The 22,944-nt window shown below is 39.8% G+C and carries 30 protein-coding genes; 15 read left to right on the forward strand and 15 right to left on the reverse strand.

Features of this window, described 5'->3' with window-relative positions; all coding sequences use genetic code 11:
• Positions 1-5: 5 nt before the first annotated feature.
• The 3 genes from B9Y67_RS05745 to B9Y67_RS05755 form a co-directional block, all read right to left on the reverse strand.
• Positions 6-2,390 carry a heavy metal translocating P-type ATPase gene (locus tag B9Y67_RS05745; protein ID WP_176223919.1) on the reverse strand — a complete coding sequence of 795 codons (2,385 nt, stop codon included), beginning with the start codon at positions 2,388-2,390 and terminating at the stop codon, positions 6-8.
• 11 nt (positions 2,391-2,401) lie between these two features.
• Positions 2,402-2,716 carry a metal-sensing transcriptional repressor gene (locus tag B9Y67_RS05750; RefSeq protein WP_085505819.1) on the reverse strand — a complete coding sequence of 105 codons (315 nt, stop codon included), beginning with the start codon at positions 2,714-2,716 and terminating at the stop codon, positions 2,402-2,404.
• Positions 2,717-2,863: 147 nt separating this feature from the next.
• Positions 2,864-3,247 (reverse strand): DUF302 domain-containing protein, encoded by a 384-nt coding sequence (locus tag B9Y67_RS05755; RefSeq protein WP_085505820.1) that lies wholly within the window; start codon positions 3,245-3,247, stop codon positions 2,864-2,866.
• Positions 3,248-3,519: 272 nt separating this feature from the next.
• On the opposite strand from B9Y67_RS05755, the gene B9Y67_RS20620 reads away from it, so the two are divergent.
• On the forward strand, positions 3,520-3,684 hold the full coding sequence (locus B9Y67_RS20620) for a hypothetical protein (RefSeq protein WP_176223920.1): 165 nt from the start codon (positions 3,520-3,522) through the stop codon (positions 3,682-3,684).
• A 58-nt stretch (positions 3,685-3,742) separates the two neighbouring features.
• Here B9Y67_RS20620 and B9Y67_RS05765 read toward each other — a convergent pair whose 3' ends face one another.
• From B9Y67_RS05765 to B9Y67_RS05780, 4 genes are read right to left on the reverse strand one after another with little or no spacing between them, the layout of a single operon-like run.
• Positions 3,743-4,504, reverse strand: a complete 762-nt coding sequence (locus B9Y67_RS05765; protein WP_085505821.1) for an STAS domain-containing protein — start codon at positions 4,502-4,504, stop codon at positions 3,743-3,745.
• The gene (locus tag B9Y67_RS05770; RefSeq protein ID WP_085505822.1) at positions 4,491-5,153 is read right to left on the reverse strand and encodes a cobalamin B12-binding domain-containing protein; all 663 of its coding nucleotides are present in this window, start codon (positions 5,151-5,153) and stop codon (positions 4,491-4,493) included. The genes B9Y67_RS05765 and B9Y67_RS05770 overlap by 14 nt, the downstream gene beginning before the upstream one ends.
• Positions 5,154-5,166: 13 nt before the next feature.
• On the reverse strand, positions 5,167-5,529 hold the full coding sequence (locus tag B9Y67_RS05775) for a hypothetical protein (protein ID WP_254901723.1): 363 nt from the start codon (positions 5,527-5,529) through the stop codon (positions 5,167-5,169).
• Entirely contained in the window at positions 5,526-5,831 is a 306-nt protein-coding gene (locus tag B9Y67_RS05780) for an antibiotic biosynthesis monooxygenase family protein (RefSeq protein ID WP_085505823.1), read from the reverse strand. The genes B9Y67_RS05775 and B9Y67_RS05780 overlap by 4 nt, the downstream gene beginning before the upstream one ends.
• Before the next feature lie 289 nt (positions 5,832-6,120).
• Here B9Y67_RS05780 and B9Y67_RS05785 point away from each other — a divergent pair, with 289 nt between their 5' ends.
• Positions 6,121-7,641 carry an AbgT family transporter gene (locus B9Y67_RS05785; protein WP_085505824.1) on the forward strand — a complete coding sequence of 507 codons (1,521 nt, stop codon included), beginning with the start codon at positions 6,121-6,123 and terminating at the stop codon, positions 7,639-7,641.
• A 78-nt stretch (positions 7,642-7,719) separates the two neighbouring features.
• On the opposite strand, the gene B9Y67_RS05790 is transcribed toward B9Y67_RS05785, so the two are convergent.
• The 3 genes from B9Y67_RS05790 to B9Y67_RS05800 form a co-directional block, all read right to left on the reverse strand.
• Positions 7,720-8,523 (reverse strand): VLRF1 family aeRF1-type release factor, encoded by an 804-nt coding sequence (locus B9Y67_RS05790; protein WP_085505825.1) that lies wholly within the window; start codon positions 8,521-8,523, stop codon positions 7,720-7,722.
• Between the two features lie 175 nt (positions 8,524-8,698).
• Complete coding sequence (locus tag B9Y67_RS05795; RefSeq protein ID WP_085505826.1) at positions 8,699-10,195, reverse strand: esterase/lipase family protein; 1,497 nt, start codon at positions 10,193-10,195, stop codon at positions 8,699-8,701.
• Between the two features lie 317 nt (positions 10,196-10,512).
• Complete coding sequence (locus tag B9Y67_RS05800) at positions 10,513-11,406, reverse strand: glycine betaine ABC transporter substrate-binding protein (RefSeq protein ID WP_085505827.1); 894 nt, start codon at positions 11,404-11,406, stop codon at positions 10,513-10,515.
• 307 nt (positions 11,407-11,713) lie between these two features.
• On the opposite strand from B9Y67_RS05800, the gene B9Y67_RS05805 reads away from it, so the two are divergent.
• Entirely contained in the window at positions 11,714-13,180 is a 1,467-nt protein-coding gene (locus tag B9Y67_RS05805; RefSeq protein ID WP_176223921.1) for a UDP-N-acetylmuramoyl-L-alanyl-D-glutamate--2,6-diaminopimelate ligase, read from the forward strand.
• A 9-nt stretch (positions 13,181-13,189) separates the two neighbouring features.
• Here the strand turns inward: B9Y67_RS05805 and B9Y67_RS05810 are convergent, their stop codons facing one another.
• The 3 genes from B9Y67_RS05810 to B9Y67_RS05820 all read right to left on the reverse strand — a co-directional run bounded on the left by B9Y67_RS05810 (position 13,190) and on the right by B9Y67_RS05820 (position 14,397).
• Positions 13,190-13,561 carry a VOC family protein gene (locus B9Y67_RS05810; protein WP_085505829.1) on the reverse strand — a complete coding sequence of 124 codons (372 nt, stop codon included), beginning with the start codon at positions 13,559-13,561 and terminating at the stop codon, positions 13,190-13,192.
• A 149-nt stretch (positions 13,562-13,710) separates the two neighbouring features.
• Complete coding sequence (locus B9Y67_RS05815) at positions 13,711-13,896, reverse strand: YfhD family protein (protein ID WP_085505830.1); 186 nt, start codon at positions 13,894-13,896, stop codon at positions 13,711-13,713.
• Positions 13,897-14,037: 141 nt separating this feature from the next.
• Positions 14,038-14,397, reverse strand: a complete 360-nt coding sequence (locus B9Y67_RS05820; protein ID WP_062441000.1) for a Lin0512 family protein — start codon at positions 14,395-14,397, stop codon at positions 14,038-14,040.
• Between the two features lie 309 nt (positions 14,398-14,706).
• Between B9Y67_RS05820 and gvpQ the strand changes: the two genes are divergently transcribed.
• The 12 genes from gvpQ (at position 14,707) to gvpU (ending at position 20,728) form a co-directional block, all read left to right on the forward strand.
• Positions 14,707-15,312, forward strand: coding sequence for a gas vesicle protein GvpQ (gvpQ, locus tag B9Y67_RS05825; protein ID WP_085505831.1), 606 nt, complete (start codon positions 14,707-14,709; stop codon positions 15,310-15,312).
• A 27-nt stretch (positions 15,313-15,339) separates the two neighbouring features.
• Entirely contained in the window at positions 15,340-15,630 is a 291-nt protein-coding gene (gene gvpA, locus B9Y67_RS05830; protein ID WP_062441008.1) for a gas vesicle structural protein GvpA, read from the forward strand.
• 66 nt (positions 15,631-15,696) lie between these two features.
• Complete coding sequence (gvpO, locus tag B9Y67_RS05835; RefSeq protein WP_085505832.1) at positions 15,697-15,990, forward strand: gas vesicle protein GvpO; 294 nt, start codon at positions 15,697-15,699, stop codon at positions 15,988-15,990.
• 37 nt (positions 15,991-16,027) lie between these two features.
• Positions 16,028-16,957: a gas vesicle protein GvpN gene (gene gvpN, locus B9Y67_RS05840; RefSeq protein WP_085505833.1), complete on the forward strand. Its 930-nt coding sequence runs from the start codon at positions 16,028-16,030 to the stop codon at positions 16,955-16,957.
• A 5-nt stretch (positions 16,958-16,962) separates the two neighbouring features.
• A complete protein-coding gene (locus B9Y67_RS05845) occupies positions 16,963-17,727 on the forward strand; it encodes a GvpL/GvpF family gas vesicle protein (protein WP_176223962.1) in 765 nt (254 codons plus the stop codon).
• On the forward strand, positions 17,724-17,975 hold the full coding sequence (locus B9Y67_RS05850; RefSeq protein WP_085505835.1) for a gas vesicle protein GvpG: 252 nt from the start codon (positions 17,724-17,726) through the stop codon (positions 17,973-17,975). The genes B9Y67_RS05845 and B9Y67_RS05850 overlap by 4 nt, the downstream gene beginning before the upstream one ends.
• Before the next feature lie 15 nt (positions 17,976-17,990).
• The gene (locus tag B9Y67_RS05855) at positions 17,991-18,794 is read left to right on the forward strand and encodes a GvpL/GvpF family gas vesicle protein (RefSeq protein WP_085505836.1); all 804 of its coding nucleotides are present in this window, start codon (positions 17,991-17,993) and stop codon (positions 18,792-18,794) included.
• Positions 18,795-18,808: 14 nt separating this feature from the next.
• Entirely contained in the window at positions 18,809-19,066 is a 258-nt protein-coding gene (locus B9Y67_RS05860) for a gas vesicle protein (RefSeq protein WP_062441022.1), read from the forward strand.
• Positions 19,050-19,346, forward strand: a complete 297-nt coding sequence (locus B9Y67_RS05865; protein ID WP_139823744.1) for a gas vesicle protein K — start codon at positions 19,050-19,052, stop codon at positions 19,344-19,346. Before B9Y67_RS05860 ends, B9Y67_RS05865 begins: the two co-directional genes overlap by 17 nt.
• A 24-nt stretch (positions 19,347-19,370) precedes the next feature.
• Complete coding sequence (locus tag B9Y67_RS05870; RefSeq protein WP_085505838.1) at positions 19,371-19,688, forward strand: gas vesicle protein; 318 nt, start codon at positions 19,371-19,373, stop codon at positions 19,686-19,688.
• A gap of 51 nt (positions 19,689-19,739) precedes the next feature.
• The gene (locus B9Y67_RS05875; RefSeq protein WP_085505839.1) at positions 19,740-20,327 is read left to right on the forward strand and encodes a YtxH domain-containing protein; all 588 of its coding nucleotides are present in this window, start codon (positions 19,740-19,742) and stop codon (positions 20,325-20,327) included.
• A gap of 26 nt (positions 20,328-20,353) precedes the next feature.
• Positions 20,354-20,728, forward strand: a complete 375-nt coding sequence (gvpU, locus tag B9Y67_RS05880; RefSeq protein ID WP_085505840.1) for a gas vesicle accessory protein GvpU — start codon at positions 20,354-20,356, stop codon at positions 20,726-20,728.
• A gap of 89 nt (positions 20,729-20,817) precedes the next feature.
• On the opposite strand, the gene B9Y67_RS05885 is transcribed toward gvpU, so the two are convergent.
• Together B9Y67_RS05885 and B9Y67_RS05890 are read right to left on the reverse strand one after the other, a co-directional pair.
• Positions 20,818-22,521 (reverse strand): SulP family inorganic anion transporter, encoded by a 1,704-nt coding sequence (locus B9Y67_RS05885; protein WP_254901724.1) that lies wholly within the window; start codon positions 22,519-22,521, stop codon positions 20,818-20,820.
• Positions 22,484-22,690 (reverse strand): hypothetical protein, encoded by a 207-nt coding sequence (locus B9Y67_RS05890; RefSeq protein WP_085505842.1) that lies wholly within the window; start codon positions 22,688-22,690, stop codon positions 22,484-22,486. The genes B9Y67_RS05885 and B9Y67_RS05890 overlap by 38 nt, the downstream gene beginning before the upstream one ends.
• Positions 22,691-22,944 lie beyond the last annotated feature (254 nt).

The raw sequence follows: 22,944 nt of genomic DNA on the forward strand, positions 1-22,944 counted from the left end.
GTGATTTATAATTTAACTCGCTTCAATCGAAGTGAGTTAGACACAACACTTACAGAACTGAACGCCATAGCTGCACCTGCTATCCATGGTGCCAGCAAACCTGCTGCCGCGATTGGAATACCGGCTGAATTATAAGCGAGTGCCCAAAATAGATTCTGACGAATATTTTTCATCGTCATTTGGCTCAATTGCACCGCTTTTGGAATTAACGTTAATTCGCCTCCCAAAATCGTCAGGTCAGCAGCTTCAATTGCCACATCTGTTCCAGTTCCTATCGCAATTCCTACATCGGCAATTGCCAAGGCAGGTGCATCATTGATGCCGTCCCCGACCATTGCTACTTTTTTGTCTTGCAGCTGTATTTCTTTTACCCGTTCCGCTTTTTCTTCCGGAACAACTTCCGCAATGACACGATCGATTCCCAGCTGTTTAGCAATTGCCTGAGCAGTCCTTTCATTATCCCCTGTCAGCATCACTAATTCAATGTCTGCTTCTTTTAATTGACGCAAGGCTTCTGGTGCAGACTCTTTAATCGTGTCAGCCACAGCAATAATGCCTTCAACCTTATTATCAACTGCAATAAGCATAGCTGTTTTGCCTTCATTTTCCCATTTTTTCATTGTTACTTCATATGATTCATATTCCACATTCAACTGACGAATTAACTTCCTTGTGCCGATTTGTACTTCTTTTCCATCTAACACAGCTTTTATACCATGACCTGGTACCGCTTCAAAGCTGCTAGGCTCCATCAGTTCTAAACCTTGTTGTTCCGCATAAGTGACAATAGCATCTGCTAATGGATGTTCGGAACTTTTTTCTGCACTGGCAACCAATTGCAGAATTTCCGATGTACCTTCGTAGTTTGTCACTTCCGGTGTACCTTTGGTTAATGTACCTGTTTTATCAAATACTACTGTATCAATTTTGTGGGTATTTTCCAGGTGCTCGCCACCCTTGAATAAAATGCCTTGTTCCGCACCTTTACCAGTACCGACCATGATGGAAGTAGGTGTAGCCAGACCAAGGGCACATGGGCATGCGATAACCAAAACAGCGATAGAAGCAACTAATGCAGATGTGAAATCCCCCGGAGAAACAATCGTCATCCAGACAATGAAGGTAATGATTGAAATAGCTACTACAATTGGTACAAAATAGCCTGAAATGACATCGGCCATTCTTTGAATTGGAGCTTTTGAACCCTGTGCTTCTTCAACAACTTTAATAATGCCTGCAAGGGCTGTGTCTTTCCCAACTTTTGTTGCTTTCATTTGAATATGACCATTTTTATTTATCGTAGCACCAATCAATTGATCACCAGGCTCTTTTTCTACCGGAATAGATTCTCCTGTTATCATCGATTCATCTACAGAGGAATTTCCTTTGATGATTTCTCCATCCACAGGAATTTTTTCGCCAGGTTTTACTATAAGAACATCCCCAGCCGAAACTTCTTCCAGCGGAACTTTTACTTCTTCCCCATTCCTTAGAACAGTCGCTTCTTTCGCTTGCAAATTCAGTAAACTCGAGATAGCCGTCGTCGTTCTCCCTTTGGCAACTGCTTCAAAATACTTCCCTACCAGAATCAACGTAATAAGGATGGCACTTGTCTCAAAATATAAATGAGGCTCCATACCAGTGTTTCCAAGTGAACGAATTGCTTCAGCCAGACTATAGAAATAAGCGGCGCTCGTTCCCAATGCAACCAGTACATCCATATTGGCGCTCTTATTCCTTAGGCTTTTATAAGCACCTACATAGAACTGCCATCCGATGATGAATTGTACTGGTGTAGCTAATGCAAACTGAAACCATGGATTCATCAAGAGATGTGGTACCGGCAGTCCAAGCAAATGATCAAACATAGTAAGCAGTAATGGCAAGGATAAAATAGCAGAGATATAAAGCTTGATGCGCTTTTTCTTTAACTCCTCTTCTTTTTGAGAAGCTCTTTCCTCTCGATCCGCCCGTAATTTAGCATCATAGCCTAGTTTCTGAACTCGAGCGATAATATCATTTTCATTAATATCCCCGCTATATTCTACTGTAGCTGTCTCATTGGTCAAATTAACCGTAGCATGCTGTATTCCTTCGGTTTTATTTAACACTTTCTCGATTCGTGCTGAACAAGCGGAACAAGTCATACCAGTGATATCGAATTCAGCTTTTTCGGTCTTTACGCCGTAACCCAGCTTTTCGATTCGTGCTGAAACATCATCCGGTGATACTTTATCCGGATCATAAGCGATTCTTGCATTCTCCATCGTCAAATTGACGTTTGCTTCAACTCCATCCATTTTGTTTAAAACTTTCTCGATCCTCGTAGAACAGGCAGAACAAGTCATACCTGTAATATCGACGGAAAGGTTTTTTCTGTCGCTCATCATACCTCTCCTTTCTATTTAGCAAATTGTTTCATGACTTTCATTAACTCTTCGATAGATTCATCGCCGTTACCAGCCTTTATCGCATGGCTTACACAGTGTTTTGTGTGACGTTCCATCAAAGAAAATCCAACTTGATTAAGTGCTTTATCTATAGCAGAAATTTGTACAAGTATATCGACACAATAACGGTCCTCTTCCACCATTTTTTGAATCCCTCTCACTTGCCCTTCGATTCGTTTCAAACGGTTCAAAACTTTTTGTTTCTCCTCATCTGTTCGTGGCTTAACCGGTTGTTTTCCAATATTTTCTGGTAATTGTTGATCCAACCTCGTCACCTCCAAGAGTACTTAACTAAACTATACCCCCGTATAGTATTGTTGTCAAACTGAAACACTTCATAATTTTATTATCCTGGATAAACCGCCATTATAGAGCATTAAAAAGAGCAGTTTTTACACTGCTCTTAATTTAACCTATTTTGCCTCGTTAATAGCGTTGATCATACGCTGTTCGATATCTTCGGCAATTTGGTTCAGTTCCTGATCCTCTACGAATTCAATTAACTTGGTAGGTTTCGGCATACCTATTTTTGTCATGCCGTCACTTTCATGTACGACAATTTTACAAGGAAGAAAGTAACTTACCAATTCATTCTTTTCCAGGACTTTTTTTGCTTCCGAAGGATTACAAACCTCTAAAATCCTCACTGGTTTGTCAAAGTCCAGTCCTTTGTTGTTTAAGGTGGCTTTCACATCAAAATCCCATAATACTCCAAACTTGTCATTTTTCAATTCAGCTTCTAAAGCTTGTACCGCTTCATCCATAGTCTTGTTCGTGTCGACTGTGTAATGGAACAATCTGATTACCTCCTTCAAAATCTTTTCACTTACACATTATACCCTATTCGGTATAATTAAAACGAGTGATATACTTTCATTGCTGCACACTAAAAGAATGCTGCTAATTATTTGAAAGTGTTGGAATTCTGACCTATGATGGCATTGTAAAGAGGGGTGAGATGATGCAAATAACAGATGAAGCAAAAACAGATATCATTCAAATTTTAGAAGATAATGATGCAGAAGGTATCCGTCTGTTTTTAGCTGGTATTGGCTGAGGAGGCCCACAATTGGGACTGTCCCTGGATGGGGCAGAAGAAACAGATACGCTGGAAGTCATTAATGGGGTAAAAGTAGCAATCGATCCGCACATTAAAGATATGACCAATTCCTTGCGACTGGAAAAACGTCCGCATGGTTTAGTGCTCGCTGGCATCCCGGCAGGGGATTGTTAGCTAAGAAATATTCAAATTAAAAAACCGTGGTACATCCATTGATGAATACCACGGTTTTTTAATTACAATATTTACGTATTGCCTGTTGAAGAGAACGCAAAAATTTAAGTCCCAATTTTAATTTAAGGTCATTTATCCTTTGAGCATGATCTGGTTTTACGCCAATCACTACAATTTCCATTCCCATATAGGCTAACGATTGAACAACCCCTTGAAACGCAATGACTCCATCCTGTTCAATTTCTCCAACGGCCGTGAGATCAAATAATATGGTTTCTATATATGACTGTTGAGCTGACGTTAACAGTTCATCACCAACAGCGTATATTTTTTCTGCATTGAGATCACCAAAAAGAGGCACCAGCGCCGTAGTGGAAGAAAGCTCAATAAATGGGGCGGAAAGCCTGTTATTTTCGGCCATGGCTTCCTGCAGCTTTTCTTTTTCCTCCAGCAGCTCAAAATTGGTTGTATTAAGACGTGAACGAAGTTGTCCCAAAGAAGCTGTCACATCCAGCATTCCTTGATCTTTCGGAATGATCATCAATTCTGCATGAAGGTCATTTTTCCAATTCACATAGAGATCTACGAGAAGAAGGTCATGATTAGCAGAGGAAGGTACCAAATTAATTTCTATTTTATTTTTACTTTTACCTGGCACAACTTCTTTGATTACTTTATGAACGCTTTCTTCATCACACATTTTTAAAAAGTTATGATGCATGACAAAAATCTCCTCGACTTCAGTCGTATACTGAAGAATTTCAAATTGTTTAGTTATGAGAAGATAAGGAATCGAAAAAAATTCATCAACTTGTTTCATCCACGACGCCTGCTTTCCATACATTATGCACTTGCTCTAACTCAGTCAGCCCCTTCACTACACGTACTTGCCCTGTTTCCAAGTTAGATAAATCATACTTCTTCGCTATCCTGCCACCGATAATAATACCAGGAGACCAACTCAGCTGACTGAAAGCTTCCGTCATTTGCTTTACTACCGGTAATCGGTATGATAAAGCTGCTGACAAGCCGATGACATCGGGCTGCCAATCTTTAATTTGTCTCAATGCATGATTTAAAGGAAGATTGGGGCCCAGATAGCGTACACGCCAGCCCTTTTCTCTGTAAAAACCGGCAACCATTTTCAACCCTAAATAATGCTGTTCTTCTTCAGCGCCCAAAAGTATGATCTTTTTTCTTTTTTTAGATTGAAATTTATTTTCATAAACCCCTGCATCGAGCCTGGAAAGAACAAAATCACATACAGCTGTAGCCAAATGTTCATCAGCAACAGAAATTTCGTTTTTTTCCCATAATGCTCCAATATAATACATGGCAGGGGTAATGATATCTTCGAAAAGATATAGTCTTGGATGCAAAGTAAGAAGCTTATCGACCAATTCAACAGCCTCATCTTCCTTGCCTTGTAAGAGATACTCCGCAAATTTCTCATAATGTTTTCTGGTCATTCCCACACCTCACTTACGACAGGGTCTTAAGTTCTTCTATTCCTGCCTGTAAATACTCCAAATAAGCATCTCGTTCATCAGAAGATTCAAAAGCCGCATTTTCCATGCCTTTGATAAGCCTTTCATAATTATCAACAATTAATTCAGTACCTACTCCCCTGGAAGTCAAAACACTGTTCAGCCATAAAGTATAATCCACAAAAAATGTACTGGTGCCCATCTGATATGCTGTATCAAGGTGATCAAGATGATGATAGTTATCTTCTATGGTCCGTCGTCTGCCATTTTCCCCGAATTTATCGATTAGACCTGGATAAGTCTGATAAATATCGCCGACTACACGGTCAACCAATTTAGTCTTCTCGGACACTTTCATCTGGCAACAACCTTATAGCGGGATACTTTAGGTACAATACCTGCCAGCTCCTGATCTGGATAATTCTTTTCTAATTCATGAATCCGTTTGAAATCTTCACTCCGCACCCACTTCAAGTAATCTTCTTTTGTCTCCCATTCCATATGAACAGTCAGCTCTCCCGCCCGTTTATCATTTTGTAATAACTGAAAAGAACGAAAGCCTTCTGAATGATCTACTGATCTGCTTCTATTATTATAAATTTCTATTAATTCCTCAGCTTTATGGTCAGGAACTGTCACCGTTGAGTCGACGATATACATAATTCATCTCCTTTTTCACACCTAAAAGACTATTTTTTCAATCGTACCATATAAAAGATCGCCTTGTATAACATTGGGGGTTATATCGAACTTAGTCGCATTATATGTGCCTATGACCATGTAAGCGGTTTCTTATTATCTGAATTGCTTGAAAGTTTCTATTTTTTTCAAACGTATTTAAATTATTATTTTTAGTGTATATACTAGTATTCGACAAAAAATTACAAAACCAGAAATCTAAAATTATTTTTCAGAATTTTAGTTTTTTTGTTAGGAAAGGAGTATTGATATGGCGACTAAAAAAAGGGGGATGTTCCAGCGGTTTTTGGATGGAATCGAAACGGTTGGTAATAAACTTCCTCATCCAGTCACCTTATTTGCTGTTCTAGCACTTTTAGTAATTGTTCTATCTGGCATAGTGTCGAGTCTGGGAATTTCAGTAGAACACCCTGGTGAAGAAGGAGAAATGGTTGAAGTAAAAAACCTCATGAATAAAGAAGGAATCCAATACCTTTTCTCCAGTATGACGGAAAACTTCATCGGGTTTGCACCATTAGGGGTTGTATTGGTCACAATGCTTGGTATTGGTATTGCTGAGCGGACAGGCCTGATCAGTGCCTTGCTAAGAGGTTTTGTCTTATCTGTACCACAACGTTTGATCACCTTCGGCCTTGTTTTTGCAGGGGTAATGTCCAGTGTAGCTTCTGATGCCGGTTATGTTGTCTTGCCACCATTAGGAGCGGTTATCTTTGCTGCTATCGGGCGTCATCCTCTTGCAGGTCTGGCAGCGGCGTTTGCCGGGGTTTCAGCAGGTTTCAGTGCCAACTTATTCTTATCCGCAACGGACGCCATGCTTGGCGAATTGACAATCGATGCCGCTGCGATTATAGATCCTGCATATGCGGAAACAATGAATATCGCCATGAATTACTACTTTATTATAGTATCTGTTTTCCTTTTATCTATTGTTGGCGCATGGGTCACTGAAAAGATAGTCGAACCACGCTTAGGGGAATACAAAGGAGAATACCGTGAGGACCTGAAAGGCTTGGACGCTACAGAGAAAAAGGGCTTAAAGTGGGCAGGTATTTCAGTAGCTATTGCAATCATCCTTACCGCATTATTAATTGTTCCTTCAGGTGCTCCATTGCGGGGAGATGATGGAAGTATCATCCAGTCACCTTTTATGAGTTCACTTGTACCGATCATTACGATTCTATTCTTCATCCCTGGCTTGTTTTATGGGATTGCAACAAAAGAAATCCGAAACGATAAAGATGTAGCGAATCAGCTTTCCGATACGATGGCTGCTATGGGTATGTTTATTGTTCTTGCATTTACTGCAGGTCAATTCGTTGCTTATTTCTCCGAAACTAATATGGGGCTTGTCATTGGTGTGTATGGAGCTGAATTTTTAGAGGCTGCCAATTTATCCGGTATTCCATTGATCCTAGGTTTTATCGTGGTGTCTGCCATCATCAACTTGTTCATCGGTAGTGCTTCCGCTAAATGGGCGATGATGGCCCCTATTTTCGTTCCAATTATGATGCAGCTGGGATATTCACCTGAATTGACACAGATGGCATATCGGGTAGCCGATTCAACAACCAATATTATTACCCCATTGATGACATACTTTGCGATCATCATTGCATTTGCTCAAAAATATGATAAAAAGATGGGAATTGGAACCATGATTTCTGTTATGTTTCCATACAGTATCGTCTTCTTGATAGCATGGACCATCATGCTAATCGTATGGATGATGTTCGGAATCGATTTAGGACCTGGTTCCCCAATCAAATACTAGACTTACCCAGAAGACCTAAAGTCGAAAGCCGAAATTTAAAAAAATGCTTGCAGGAATTTCCTGCAAGCATTTTTTCATTTATTGCGATACGACTTCATCGATGACTTTCATTTCTTCATGGTCAAGCATGTTTTTATTGACGATGTCCGTAACTTCCTTATTCATGTTATCTCTCAAATCATCTGCTTCCTCTTTATCACCAACTAGATAGATACGCTCCCACTGCCTGTCTTTCGCAAGCTTATCCAATTTAGGCGCAAGGCTCTTATACCAGCGATAACGGTTAGCTTCAAAACGCTCCTTGTATTGTTCCTGCGGTGTGCTGCGGCTGCTGTCTCCCTTAGGTGCCTGGGCTGGGTGGGTCGTATATTGCTTCCAATCTTCTGTATTCAAATCCAGTTCGAACATTTGTGAATCTTTCAATGTCCCCAGTTCTGTGTCCATGATTTTTATCGCTTCTTTTTGGGTCAGTATAATTCCGGTTTTAGGGAAGCTATCGTACATTTTTTTCAACTGATCCACTTTAGCAGTTTCCTCCCAGTGGAATTCTGTTTCTACTGGCATTTGGAAACGTTCGGCGAACCAGATAGAATCATCTGCTGTAGCAAAGATAACCAGACTTTTACGGAAATTCTGTTCATTTTCTTTCACAAAGTTTTCTACCTTCTCTTTAACTGCCCAGAAATTTCGTTTTTCATCAGAGTCACCATCTTCTTGAAGATAACTCTCAAAGTTATTCAAACCATTCTTCAAGTGTATTTTCCATTCCCCGCCTTGCTGGTCCGGGTCAGAAGGATCTGTATTTAAATACATGCTGAATACACGCTGAGGCTTTTCTAAATAAACACTTTCTAACTTCTTAATTTCTTTATTCATATCCATAAGGCTCCATCTACTCCTTTATAAAAACTGTTTGTCTACTAGTTATGTAACCGCGTTGTCTAGTACTCAAACCTGCTCACTTAAATTTCATAAAGAAAAAGCACCCCACGCAATCGAAAGGTGCTTTAAGCCAAGCGCAGAAGCCTTGCAGAAGGAATAAATCCCCAACAAAAAATCATCTCCAATACACATTCCCTTTATCATCTATATAAAGGGTTTGGACAATGGAACGGTTAAACTTATTGCCCATTTGTGTTTCACCTCTCACCTGAGCCGTTATGTTATAAACCCCTTTCTCCATTCCTCTTAAAAAGATCGTACCGTCAGCAGCCATATCTATAGTTGAAGTTTTTACTCTATCCGGGCTTTTAAAAGACTCGTGACCAAGTGTAAGTGTGGTCCTGACATTACTCACTGTATCTTTCCCTGTAAGAAGACGGACCTGGGGATTATTCTTTCCATGAACTTTCAAGTTTAAATTTTCATTGATATCACTTTGAAAATGAACATTTAACAAATAGGCTTCCTTATCAGCAGAGTGAGCCTGGATGCGCCATAAGCCATGCCCGGGATTTTCTATCGTCATCGTATGGTTATAAGCACCATGAAAGTAACTGCTTTGGTCTCTTGAGGTACGAAACTGGTCAAATTGCTTCCCTTTTGGACTGAACAACGTAAGGTCACTTGTCGGGGAGCTGCTCGTCCATTGTATGGTAACAGATTCTACGTTTTCTTCTATATGAAATGTTTCTGTCTTTTGTCGCTTGAACTTTCCCCCCCTATGAAATGTTGCAGCGGAATGTGGAGATAAACTTTCCATTTGGACATTACTCTGCAAAGAAGAGGTTTGTAAATAGGGTTGAAAAAGGTTGAACGTTGCATTTCCTTCTTTGATGGTGTAATGAGTCCAATCATCAACCCTAATTTCCTCCGCATACGGCAAACGGGAACTCGATACGGTTACTGCCCCATCATTGGAACCGTATTGACTTAAGTATAAACCTCCCCAAAACAGAGAACCCCACGCAGGCCCCCATCCGGTTCCACCAAAGGTGTACATCGAGGTATTTTCAATACCGGGCTCTCTATCCGTTATATCTCGAAAATAAGCCATATAACCTGTTTGCAAAGATTGTGTTGCTTCATTTTTATTACCTATAATATCCGCAAGCCAACTGGCACCCTCACTATGGGCTAAATCCGCCAGTTCCGAGCCATGATGAGGACTTGAAAGTGTGACCACCCGTTCCACATACTCATCGGCACCAAAATAAATTAAGGCTGTCTGTGCATCTACACCGCCTTTACTATGAGCTGCCAGTACTACTTTTTTCCCAAAATGTTCGTATATTTCACCAAGCTTTTCCGCAAGCAGTTCTCCGTTGTTCCACATATTTTTATCGGGATACAAGTCGATGAATGCTGTCTGATAGCCATTTGTATAAGCTGTCTCATACATATCATTTTCTTTCCACCATGTAGCTGAGGAACTATTCAATCCATGAATAAATACAATTGGTGCTTTGTTTTCATCAATATCGGCGGGGTCCTCACCGACGTACCACTGACCCGGCACTCCTGATGGGTCATCCTTGCCAAACGATCCTGCCCAAATCTCAGCCGGCCATGCCATCAATAGAAACAGTCCAAGAATTATGATCCTCTCCCTCATATTCTTTTACCTTCCCCTTCCCGTTTAGGTATGGTAAACATATTCTGTGTTGACGCTCCTATCCCCTTTTATATAGGAAGAAAAAAACAAAACAAGCCGAAGGCATCAGACGAAGCCTTAGGAAGCTCACAGTACGCCTATGGGAAGCGAGTGATTTCCCGCCCCCCCCAACCGTTACTATCGTAACGGAAACAACATATCCTGAAACTGAGTCTTCAGTAAAAGGGAGCTTTCATGTAAAATCACCAAGGAAATTTAACAGATCAAATCAAAATAAGGCCTGTTCCTTTTTCCTGGAACAGGCCTTATTATTCGTATTATTCAGAGCTTCCGGTCCATTCTTCAATGAGATCCCGGTTATCTTCTAACCATGTTTCCGCTCCTTCTTCAGGAGAACCTGCTTCGTTGATTTCTGCCATCAAACTTCCTAACTGATCATCGTTCAGCATGAAGTTATCAAACCACTCTACAACTTCCGGCTGATCTTCTTCCAGTCCTTTACGTGCTGCATAAGAAATGTTTTCAGAATCGCCATAGATGTTCTTTGGATCCTCCAAAATTTTCAAATCCATTTCTGCAAAAGTCCAATGAGGCTTCCATAGGGTCACAACAATCGGCTCTTCATCTTCCATACTATTTTTCAATTCAGATATCATCGTTGGCTCTGATGAGGAAGATAATGAATAGTCAAGATCATACTCATTGATGACCTGATCGGTCAGATCCATGATACTGGCACCTGCATCAATACCGACTATCGTTGAATCAAATTTTTCCTTATGTTCATTTAAATCTTCAATTGAATTTACTTCTTCTACATAAGATGGTACCACTAAAGCTAAATCTGTACCTTCATACCAGGTTTCCCGCCAATCGATTTCATCTTCAAACTTTTCATAAAAAGGCTTATCCGTATTAGGCAGCCAAATTTCCATACCGATATCGATATCGCCGGAAGACAACGCTTCATATAACGCACCTTTTTCCACGTTATTCAATTCAACGTCGTATCCTTTTTCCTCTAATACGATTTTCCACATGTTAGAAACGGCAACATTTTCGGCCCAGTTGTTCATGCCGATATTGATAGTTCCTTTTTCTTCACTATCTCCCCCGGCATTGCCTTCATCATCAGAATCTCCACCGCAGGCTGCTAAAATAAGTACAGCCGCCAAGGCTAACATTGTTAAGTAATTACGTAGATTTTTCATCTGTATTCCTCCTTTTAATGTTATTGTGATATTAAATTAAAAAAATAAACCAAAACACACTACTTGAGTAATACAATTTACGATTTTACCATATATTCTATAAAGTTTGAACAAAATAAACTGTATAAAACAGGAATTCAGATTACATTCCTGTTTCTTTAACTAAATTTTTATTACAATTGCTGATGAAAACAAGAGAAAGAGATACAATAATACAAGTGATTCTATTGTTCGAGTTTGAAGAGCATTAGATTTGTCTATACAATAGTATAAATTCATCCACGACCCATGAAGGAGATACATGCTCATGAAAGCTGCTGAACTACTTACAAATATACAATTAGATCATACCCCCAACCCATCAGCAATGTCTGTCCACATTGGTGATATTTCTTGTGATTCCCGTGAAGTAGCACAAGGGACTTTGTTTGTGGCTGTGCCAGGACATACTACCGATGGCCACAATTACATAGATAGCGCTGTAGAAAGAGGAGCATCATTAGTCATTGGGGAAAAAGAAATTGCCAATGCTGACTTCCCATATATACAGGTTAAAGACAGTAGAAAAGCATTGGCTCAAATAGCAAAAGCTTTCTACATGAAAGATAAGCCTTTACCTAAAATAATTGGAATCACCGGGACAAATGGAAAAACAACGACGACCTATATGCTGAAGAGTATCTTCGAACAAGCGGGATACTCGTGTGCCACTTTTGGTACAGTCTCTTATATTATCAATAAAAAAGCATATCCATCCTCAAATTCTACCCCGGGCCCTTTGACACTATATAAACTTCTGGCACAGAGTAATGATGATGTCGCCATTCTTGAAGTCTCTTCCCACGGGATTAGACAAGGCCGGGTTCATGGTCTTTACTTTGATCATCTGGTGTTTACAAACCTTGCACATGACCATTTGGACTACCATGGAAGCATGGAAGACTATTTTGAAACAAAGGCGAGTCTTTTTCAGCAACTGAAATCAGATGGTAAAGCTGTTATTTATACGGGACAAGGCTGGGGAAAGCAACTGTCAGAACGTCTGAGAGATGAAGGAAAACAGGTCTACACGGTAAATTCTTCAGAACAGGATGATGTGATTGTTCAGCCTGAACAAAATTATGTGACTGTAAACGGCGAGCAATGGCCCCTTTCACTACAGATGCCTGGTGTCCATAATTTTCATAATGCTACTTTCGCTGCTTACACCTCATATCTGGCAGGTATTGAATGGAATTCGATAACCGACACCCTAGCACGAAAGCTGCACGTGCCAGGTCGTTTCGAGGAATACAGGCACCCGAATGGAGCTACTATCATCGTCGACTATGCTCATACGGCGGATGCACTTGAAAATATCTTTCATACTGCTAAAAAAGAAGGTGCCAAACGAATTGTTCATATATTTGGCTTCCGTGGCGGAAGAGATCAGACGAAGAGAAAAGAAATGTTAAAAGTTAGCGCCTCAAATACCTCGCGCTACATCTTAACCGGGGACGATTTATATGGAGAAACACCTGCCGCTATGGAAAGGGAACTCCATGATTTGCACAAGCATTACGGAAACAGTGCGGGGAAAGTGATTTATGATCGAACGAAAGCAATAAAGTCAGCGTGGGATTACGCTCGCCCAGGGGATTGGATTATTATTACCGGCAAGGGGCATGAAACTTATGAACAGGTTTATAAATACCCAGTCGATTCCGATATCAATTGCATCCGCTATTTGGATCGGTTTACAAGAAATCCTCAGAAGAAATTGATTCAGAGTTGACGCAATGCGTCAACTCTGCCACTCTAATATTTCTATTCTGTTGCCAAACGGGTCTTCCATATATAGCCGCCTTGCATTCGGTAAGTTATCATCCTCTTGATAAGGCACATTCTGGTCAATTAAATGATTCATCAAGTGTTTGATATCCTTTACGACCAATGCTGGATGAGCTTTTTTGGCAGGCTGGAAATTATTTTCCACTCCAATATGCAGCTGATGAATACCACAGCTGAACCATACGCCTCCCCTTTTCTTTAATTCGGGAGGCTTTTCTAATTCTTCCATCCCTAAAATTTCACCAAAGAACTTTCTCGCTTGTTCTTCACAATTTGCAGGAGCGGCCAATTGTATGTGATCGATTCCTTCAAACTGATAGGTCATTGTTTTCACCCCCCTCGTCTCTTTCTCCATCCATATTGACAATTCCTTTATTTATCGTAAATTAGTTATAACCTGCTTTTTCGTTATAACTATAAAAAAACCAGCCTCTTTCCTCTCACGTTTCAAAGGAAAAGGCTGGCTTTTTAGTGTTAGTCTTTATTATTCATACGTGCATCTGCTGCTTGTGAGCGCGCTAGCGCTTCTTTATCTTCATGGTCAGCTAATTCTTCTGAAAATTCAATATCAAGCGCATGAGCTTTCTTTTCATATTTTGGTGTTTGTGGAAGTGATGAATCATTTTTCCCATTTGCTTTACGATGATCGTCTCTGCCCATTATCCCACCCCTTTTCTTATTTCATTACAGTTATTATGTGTTCAAGGCATTATTCTATACCAGCCCCAATGGGACTTGATTAAAGGATTGTTCCATATAAAAAGGCCGGCTCATATAAGAGCCGGCCTTTCATATTGATTTTTAGTACCCCACTTCAATAGAAGCATTTACCATATACATGAGATCATTGCTGTCTTCTTTATCTTCTAAAATGATCCCACTTGTCGTGGCCATGCCACCTTCCACTACTTCTACCGATACAGTGCCATAGGGGATAGCCTCTTTGACTTCGTTTTCATCTAATTGATCTTGATCACGAGGTATGGCAAGTTTGACGTTTACCTTCATACTATCTAAGGATTTTTCAGGCAGAGCCTCTTCGATACCCGGCATGGAGTTGAAATTAATGGCGTCCTGAATGGCCCTAAGTGAAGCTTTGGTTACGTTTTGACCATGTACATCAATCCCCATACCAGTTTGTATAAAGAGTATCTTATCCATATTATCCTACTCCTTTCGAATCAGGTATATTTTTAATTTATCCTTCACAAAACCCATAACCGTTTTTTTAGATAATAAATCAACATTTTACTAATATAATCTTTTTGTAATTTCTGTAATATTTTTCTCTTTAAGCGGCATTAATCCTCTTTTCGTCAACTTCTAGCTTTAATATTCCAAGAATTTTATTCCAATTCTTCAAGACACTAGTTTTGACCTAGTTTTCCTAATGTCACAATGGGGGTATCAAGAACAGTAAGGGTCATCACATCTTTTACAATTTGGGAGTATTCGAAAAGGAGGTCGTGCATGAGTAAAACGGATAAGATGAAAGAAAATGCGGGAGCCACTAGTTTAGCTGGTGGACTTACACTTGCCGCTTCTTCCCTGCTTCTCCCAAAATTCAGGAAGAAGATAAAAAAAGGCGCTAAGCAAACCTCTGAATTTGTGGAAGATAAAATGCCAAGAGTGGCAAGAATCGTCGATCGGGCCGATGACCCTAGTGATCTAAAAGAAGAAACAGAACAAGAAGTAAAAGATGAAATGGCCGATCAGATGAAAGAACAGTTTAAGGAAAGTATACAGAGCAAAGTCAATGAAGCATCAGAGAATTTACAAGAGGCACAGGAAGAAAATGCAGAAAAAGTGCATTCTAATGCCGAAAAAGTACAGGAAAAAGCACAAAATGCATTGCTGAAGTTTCGAGAGAAGTTATCTGGGGTAAAAGAAGCTGGTGAGGACTTTCAAGACAAGATGAAAGAGAAAACCGGCGGAAGTTCACAAGATAAGATAAAAGGGGTTAATGATATTAAAGGCGCTAATGACATTAAAGGTGTTAACAATATTAAAAGTTCCACTGATATCAAAAGCGCCAAAGATATCAAACACCCTTCAAATACAAAATCTTCCAGTTAGGAAATTAAAGAAAGGGGTATTTTATTTATGGCAGTACAAAAATCAACCGATAGCAGTAGCTTGGCAGAGGTTATTGACCGTATTTTAGACAAAGGGATTGTCATCGACGCATTTGCCCGCGTTTCAGTAGTAGGTATTGAATTAATTACAGTAGAAGCACGTGTAGTTATTGCAAGTGTAGATACTTGGTTGCGTTACGCAGAAGCGGTTGGACTATTACGTGACGAAGTAGAAGAAGAAGGACTTTCTGACAGATTATCAGCTCGTACAGAAAGCCAATCTAATTCTCAAAATGAACGCAGTGGGTTCAGCATTTAAATGGATTGGAGTCAGAGAATTCCTCTGACTCCTCCCTATTTTAATTAATAAAAGGTGAGGGTGATCGTGAAGATTATGAAGGTAATGGATGAAGTAAATCAATTTTTCACAGAGAATATAGCACCGCCTCATAAAATCATTTCTGTCCGTAAGCATAAGGATGAGGACAGTGAAGAGAAACAGCAAGGCTGGAAAGCAATGGTAGAAGTTATTGAGGAAAAGGAATATATGAAGAAATATGCCAACGATCAAATGATCGGTCTTTATGAAGTGTTCTTAGATGAAGATGCCGAAATAACCGGTTTCTCCAGAATCAGTTTAAGATACCGTAGTGACTTGGAAGAACAGCAATCATCATGACCACCCTGGATATTAGATGAATTAGGAGGATAAACGAATGACCGTATTGAAAGAAGTAAGACAACAGCCTCATATCAACAATGAAGTATATAAACATTCTTCCTATTATCAAGGGTTGATTAAACGATCATTACGGTACCTTTCATCCGGTTATCCTGTCCACTTTACTGGTCCGTCGGGGATTGGTAAAACAACACTCGCTCTTCATATAGCTAAACAGCGAAACCGGCCTGTTATGCTTCTAAATGGTAATAAAGAGTTGTCGAATGAAGATTTGATTGGTGCCTTTACCGGTTATCAAAGTAGTAAGGTGAAGGATAACTTTATTCGTACTGTCTATAAAACAGAAGAGAATGTTACTGAGTCATGGACGGATGGAAAGTTGCTGGAGGCCGTGAAACATGGCTATACGCTTGTATATGATGAATTTACCAGATCTCAGCCGGAAGCAAATAACATTTTCTTGTCTATACTAGAAGAAAGAATCCTTCCTTTATACGGGACTAAACGAAGAGAATCATTTGTACGCGTCCATCCGGAATTCTCAGTGATTTTTACAAGTAATCCTGCAGAATATGCCGGGGTCTTTCAATCACAAGATGCATTATTGGATCGTATGGTTACGCTGCCTTTAAATCAAATGGATCATCAGGCCGAGGTTACTGCTGTTATCAGCAAAACGAATCTATCCCGGGAATCCGCAGAATCCATTGTAGAATTTGTGGTAACTGCCAGAGAGTTATGTGAAAGCAATGATCAAGTGCAAGGGCCCAGCTTAAGGGCTTCCATCATGATTGCTGAAATGGCTGAGAAACATGATATACCTATCGATGGAAATGATTATGAATTCCAGGAATTATGCCTTGATATTACATGGTTCCCATTACAGACTTGTACACCAAAAGAAGAACAGCCCCAGCTTAAAGAGAAACTGCTGGATGCTTGTAAAAAAATTAAAGTCGGGTGAGTGAAATGGAAAACGAAACAGGAGTTTATATATTTTGTGCCATACAAACAAATGAAGAGCATGATTTTGGAGCCATAGACTTTGAAGGTGAAACTAGAGAAGTTTTTACCATCCACTATGATGATGCAGCAATGGTAGCTGCAGAGATGCCCATGAAAATCTACCATCCGAGTAAAGAAAATCTGATGATGCACCAGAATGTAATATCAGATATCATGCAGAAGATGGATACGGTCGTACCGATCAGCTTTGGTAACGTTTTTCATTCCAAAGAAGATGTAGTTGCTTTGACAAAGAGTTTGTATCCACAGCTAGAAACTCTTTTCCCTAAAATTAAAGGAAAAATTGAATTAGGCTTGAAAGTGGTTGGTAAGAAAGACTGGCTGGAAAAAGAAATTGCTAAAGATTCAAAAGTAGCAAAGCAAAAAGAAACGGTTCAGTCTAAATCAGAATCAGCAGGATATTTTGATCGTATTCAGCTGGGGGAAATGGCAACTAAGTTTTTTCAATCGCTTCAAAAAGAAGCAGAAGCTGAAATTCATGAAAAATTAACGCCCTTGGCAGTAGCCAGTGAAGTCAATGAGCCTATTGGAGAAAAAATGTTACTGAATGGCGCCTACCTGGTTGAAAAGGATATGGAAGAAAGATTTGATGAAAAAGTCAATGAGCTTCACGAAAAGTGGAAAGATAAGGTTGATTTCAAGTACACAGGTCCTTGGCCTGCGTATAATTTCATCAATATCAAACTTAAAGTGGAGGAACCTTCATGATCCAAAAACTATTCACTTCCCCATTGAATCTCGTCGTAAAAGTAGGAGAAAAGGTAAAGGAAGAAGTGGATAAAGAGTTATATGACTTGGAAACGATTCAAAAGAAATTGGTTCACCTGCAAATGATGTATGAACTTGAAGAAATCCCTGAGGATGTCTTTAAAGCACAAGAAGAAGAATTGCTTGTTCGTTACGAGGTAGCGAAGAAAAAAGAAATGGAACAATGGAACGAGTTGACCAAACGCTGAAAGTGAGGAAGCAATATGGCTGAACTAAAATATTTATATGGAATCATACCAACAGACGAACTAAATCAAACTCCTCTTCCCTCTTTCAAAGGATTAGATGAACAGCATGAATGGTATCCCATCGCCTTCGATGGAATCCAGGCAATTGTGTGCGACTTAGAAGAAAGTGACTACAATGAATCTGCACTGGAGGAAAAGACCTCAGATGTTGAGTGGGTTCATGAAAAAGCTTTCCATCATCACGAAGCGGTTATGAGGCTTCATGAAAGCTATACAGTAATCCCGATGAAATTCGCAACAATCTATACCAGTAAAACCAACTTGGAAGAAACGCTTACCAACCATTACCAGGAAATGGACGGATTACTATCCTGGCTGAAGGGTAAAGAAGAATGGAACCTGAAAATTTATTGTGACAACGATTCGCTCAGGAAGCGTACCGCTGCTCACAATTTGACTATAGAAGAGAAGAAAAAAGAATTGGAACACATGTCGCCAGGCAGGCAATATTTAGAGAAACGCAAATTGGACCGACTCATTGATCAAGAACTGGAGAAGGATAAAGAGCAACAATCCTCTTCCATCCATGATCAGTTGGTAACTTACAGCGTGAAGACGGATATCAAGAAGAATTGGAATAAAGATGTAACCGGAAGAACCGATGAAATGTGCTGGAACAGCGTTTACCTGCTCGAAAATCAAGAAGCAGAAGAGTTTCTGGGTAAGGTAAAGCAGCTGCAGAAAGAATGGAAAGAAGCAGGATTTACCCTTGAATTGACCGGTCCATGGCCTGCTTACCATTTTTCGAAACTGAAGTGAAGTGAGGGGGATTCATGTCACATAGACAAGAGTTTGAAAATAAAGATGTAGGACTTATCGATGTGTTGGATGTCGTACTTGATAAGGGCGTAGCAATTAAAGGCGACCTTATCATATCGATTGCAGGTATTGATTTGGTCTACCTTGATCTCAGAGTATTGATATCATCCGTTGAGACACTCGTACAGTCTAAACTCGATGGCGATGGGCAGTTATCCTCTGAGCAATTCGAAAAAGAGAAGGAGGCGTTGGACCATGTCACAAAAACTTGATCACCGCCCCCAAAAAAGCGGGAGAATCAGCCTGGATGAACAAGGTGCCGAACAGGGATTGGCACAGCTGGTATTAACAGTTATAGAATTGTTACGTCAGCTGGTCGAGCGACAGGCACTCCGCAGAGTCGATGGCGGCACCCTGACTGAAGAAGAAATCGAGCGTCTTGGAGTCGCCTTGATGAACCTGGAAGTCAAAATGGATGAACTTAAGGAAATTTTTGATTTAGATGATGAAGACTTAAACATCGACTTAGGACCATTAGGCAACTTACTTTAAGCACACTTCAAGGAGGTGGCGCACATGGCTATTGAACAATCTACCCAATCTAGCAATCTGGTAGATGTGCTGGAAACTGTTTTAGATAAAGGTGTTGTCATCGCAGGAGATATAAGGGTAGGCATCGCGGATGTTGAACTTTTATCCATTAAGATCCGTTTAATTGTAGCATCCGTCGATAAAGCGAAAGAAATCGGTATGGATTGGTGGGAAACAGATCCTTACCTGAACTCCAAAGCCGCTAATAAAGAGGATCAAAAACTGAAAGAAGAAAATGATGAGCTGCAAAAGCGAATTGAAGAGTTAGAAAAGAAAGCAGGACAAGACAATCGTTTAGTATAATATTTACTAATATTTTAATTATATTTAATTACACTTAAGGAGGAATTTATCATGGCAGAACAACAAAAAACACAACAAGCAAAAGAAGAAGTAAAAAATCAGGCAGAGAAAGCTAAGAGAGCATTAGGTAAAAGAGACGTAGCAACTGGTACAATTATCGGAGGTGTAGTCGGAGCAGCAACTAGTCTGTTGTTTGCACCGAAAGCTGGTAAGGATCTAAGAAATGATATCTCTACCCAGACAACTACAGCTGTCGGTAAATGCAAAGACTTCAGCAATTCCACTCGCGAAAAATGTACAGATTGGAAAAATACAGCTACAGAAAAATCTCAGCAGTTAAAAGATAAGTTCAAGAAAAACAAGGATAATGAACAATCCCAGGAAGAACAGTCTACTGAGGAGCAAACTGCTGAAGGTCAAAATGAAGCTGCAGCAACCACAGAAGCGGATACTTCTCAAGAGAAGCAAACGGAAAGCAAAGAACAAAATAAGCAAGAGAATAAGCAGCAAGATCAGAATACTAACGAAGAAAAAAACAAGCAGAAAAATAAGCAAACTACTTCTAAGACAAAAGGTAACTCCAATAAAAAAGATGAAGGAGAAACTACCCTTAAAACAAACGACGATACGGCGAAGTAATCTTCAGCAAATAGGAGGTAGCGGTTATGAGTAATGATGATGTACTCTCCATGTATGTCAAAGCGGCTAATAAACATGATTTCAATTTAGCAATTACGTTGAACGTCAATGGGGCGCTTGTCACTGGAACTACCATCTCAGCTCAGAGCTATTTCGATAAAATCAGCGAAAGCTTTGAGGATGGGAATGACGTAGCACAATCACTAAGTGATCAATTAAGAAGTGCCAGTGAAACTGCTGAAAAAAGCAGCTCAGACGAAGCGCAGTTTATTCACTTAAAAGAAGCCCAGGTATATTGTGGCGATAGCAATCCTACCCCTTCTAAAGGAAAATTCTTATGGCGTGGCAAGCTGTCAGAAGTAGATGGCTTTTTCCTCGGGACCATCGCCAAAGATAAATAAAAATACCAAAAGCATGCAGAGGAATCGTGGATTCCTCTGCATGCTTTTTCATACTTCACTTGTACTGCTCATTCCACCTTTAAAATGGATCAGGATACATGAAAGGATCCCTTTGAGGAGGCCAGTGCTTGCTGTAAGGTTAAAAATTCTATCTTACCTTGATACTTCTTATCCCAACCCGCTTTTTTCAAGTAATCCATTACCGGGCCTTTAACATGAGCAATGTTGAACTCCACTCCTGCTTCTTCATATTCATTCATCAATTTTTCCAGTTCATCAATCGCTACTGCATCAATCGCATTCACACCAGAAAAGTCAAGTATCACCCGGTTGATATCCGGTTTTTCGCTTATTTCTTTACGAATACGCTCTTCCAGGAAAGCAAGGTTCGCAAAATATAAAGAAGCATCAATACGGAATATCAAGGTGTGTTCAAATAATTTCGCATTGGAATATCGATCAATATTTTTGAATACCCCTTCCTCTTCTATATAACCGAGTTCTGCCGTATGAGGATATGCGGATCTCCAAATGAAAAGAAGCAAGGATACTCCTGCACCAATTAAGATTCCCGCTTCAATACTGGTAAGCAATGTTGCCAAAAATGTAATTACCAGTACCCACCCATCCGATTTTTTAATTTGGAAGAGGTGTTTCGCTTCTTCCACATCAATCAAACCGAATACTGCCACCATAATGATTGCTGCAAGAACAGCATTAGGCAGGTAGTAAAATAAATCTGTAAAAAACAACAATGTCAGTAAAATCAGTAGTGCTGTAATAATTGATGCCAACCCCGACTTTGCTCCAGCCTGATAGTTGACAGCAGTACGTGAAAAACCACCGGTCACGGGAGATGCGGAAAAGAATGATCCTACGATGTTAGCCGCTCCCAGACCAGTCAATTCCTGATTGGAATCAACTTTATATTTTTCTTTCGATGCAATGGTCTTTGCAACCGCAATGGACTCCATAAAACCTACGAAGGAAATAGTCAAAGCAATCGGCAATAAAGCAGATATTGATTCCATACTGAAACCTGGAATACTGAAAGCAGGAAGTCCACCAGGTACTTCACGGATAATACTGACACCATGTGCTTCAAGGTTGAAGAAATATACGACAAGCGTACTTCCTACCACCACTAATAAAGGAGCAGGGAACTTTGGCATTTTCTTTTTGAAGAAAAGCAGGACAAGAATACTTGCAATACCGATGGCAAATGTAATCCAATTGACTTCTCCAATTCGTCTTAATGAATTAAAAAGCATCACAAAGACGTTTTCGCCTTCTACACTTACCCCCAATAAATGTTTTAACTGACTGAAGCCAATAATCAATGCCGCAGCTGAGGTAAAGCCGCTGATTACAGCATGAGATAGAAAATTAACAATGAACCCTAATCGGAATAGTCCCATACTCAACTGAATGACACCAACCATTAAGGAAAGTAACAGAGCATAGGCAATAAACTCATCTGATCCTGGCTCTGCTAACGTGGAAACCCCCGATAATACCAGTAGAGAAACCATTGCAACAGGTCCTACAGCAAGTTGTCGCGAAGATCCTAACAGCGCATAAATAAGCAAAGGTATTGTAGAAGCATATAAACCGATCACAGGTGGTAATCCCGCCAGCATGGAATAAGCCATGCTTTGCGGGATTAACATGATGGCTACAATCAGTCCTGCTGAAAAGTCACTTTTTAAGAAGTCTTTATTATAATTCGCTAACCAATGATTTTGATAGAGATTTTTAAACATCAATTCCCACACCTTTAACAACAGTTTCATCTTCACTTCTATAATATTCAAAGGTTGTCCCAAGCAATGGAAGAATTTCCTTCTTGAAGTGTTGCTTAGGACATTGTTTAACCACGATATGCTTATTGGCTTCTGTCAAATCTATTTCTAATGGCAGTTGACATACTGGACAATTTTCTCTTGTTCTGATTTTTTTCATGTCCTTATCCTCCATATCGTTTAGTCGTCTCTATATTTATTTTTGATCAGATTACCGTTTTATACTTATAGTTATTTTATTATCTCCCCCTTCACAGAAAAAAACACGGTAACCCCTATTGGTATATTATAAAAGAAAACGCTTTCTGTCAAGATTAAGGTATCGAAGGTTTTAGGAAATAAGAATTATATAAATATGCTCTTCCGCATTATAGAAGAGTTTTCCTCTCGTTCAGGGTTTATGCTATAATTAGC

Origin of the sequence: Thalassobacillus devorans (genome assembly GCF_900176565.1) — a bacterium.
Lineage (GTDB): Bacteria > Bacillota > Bacilli > Bacillales > Halobacillaceae > Thalassobacillus > Thalassobacillus devorans_A.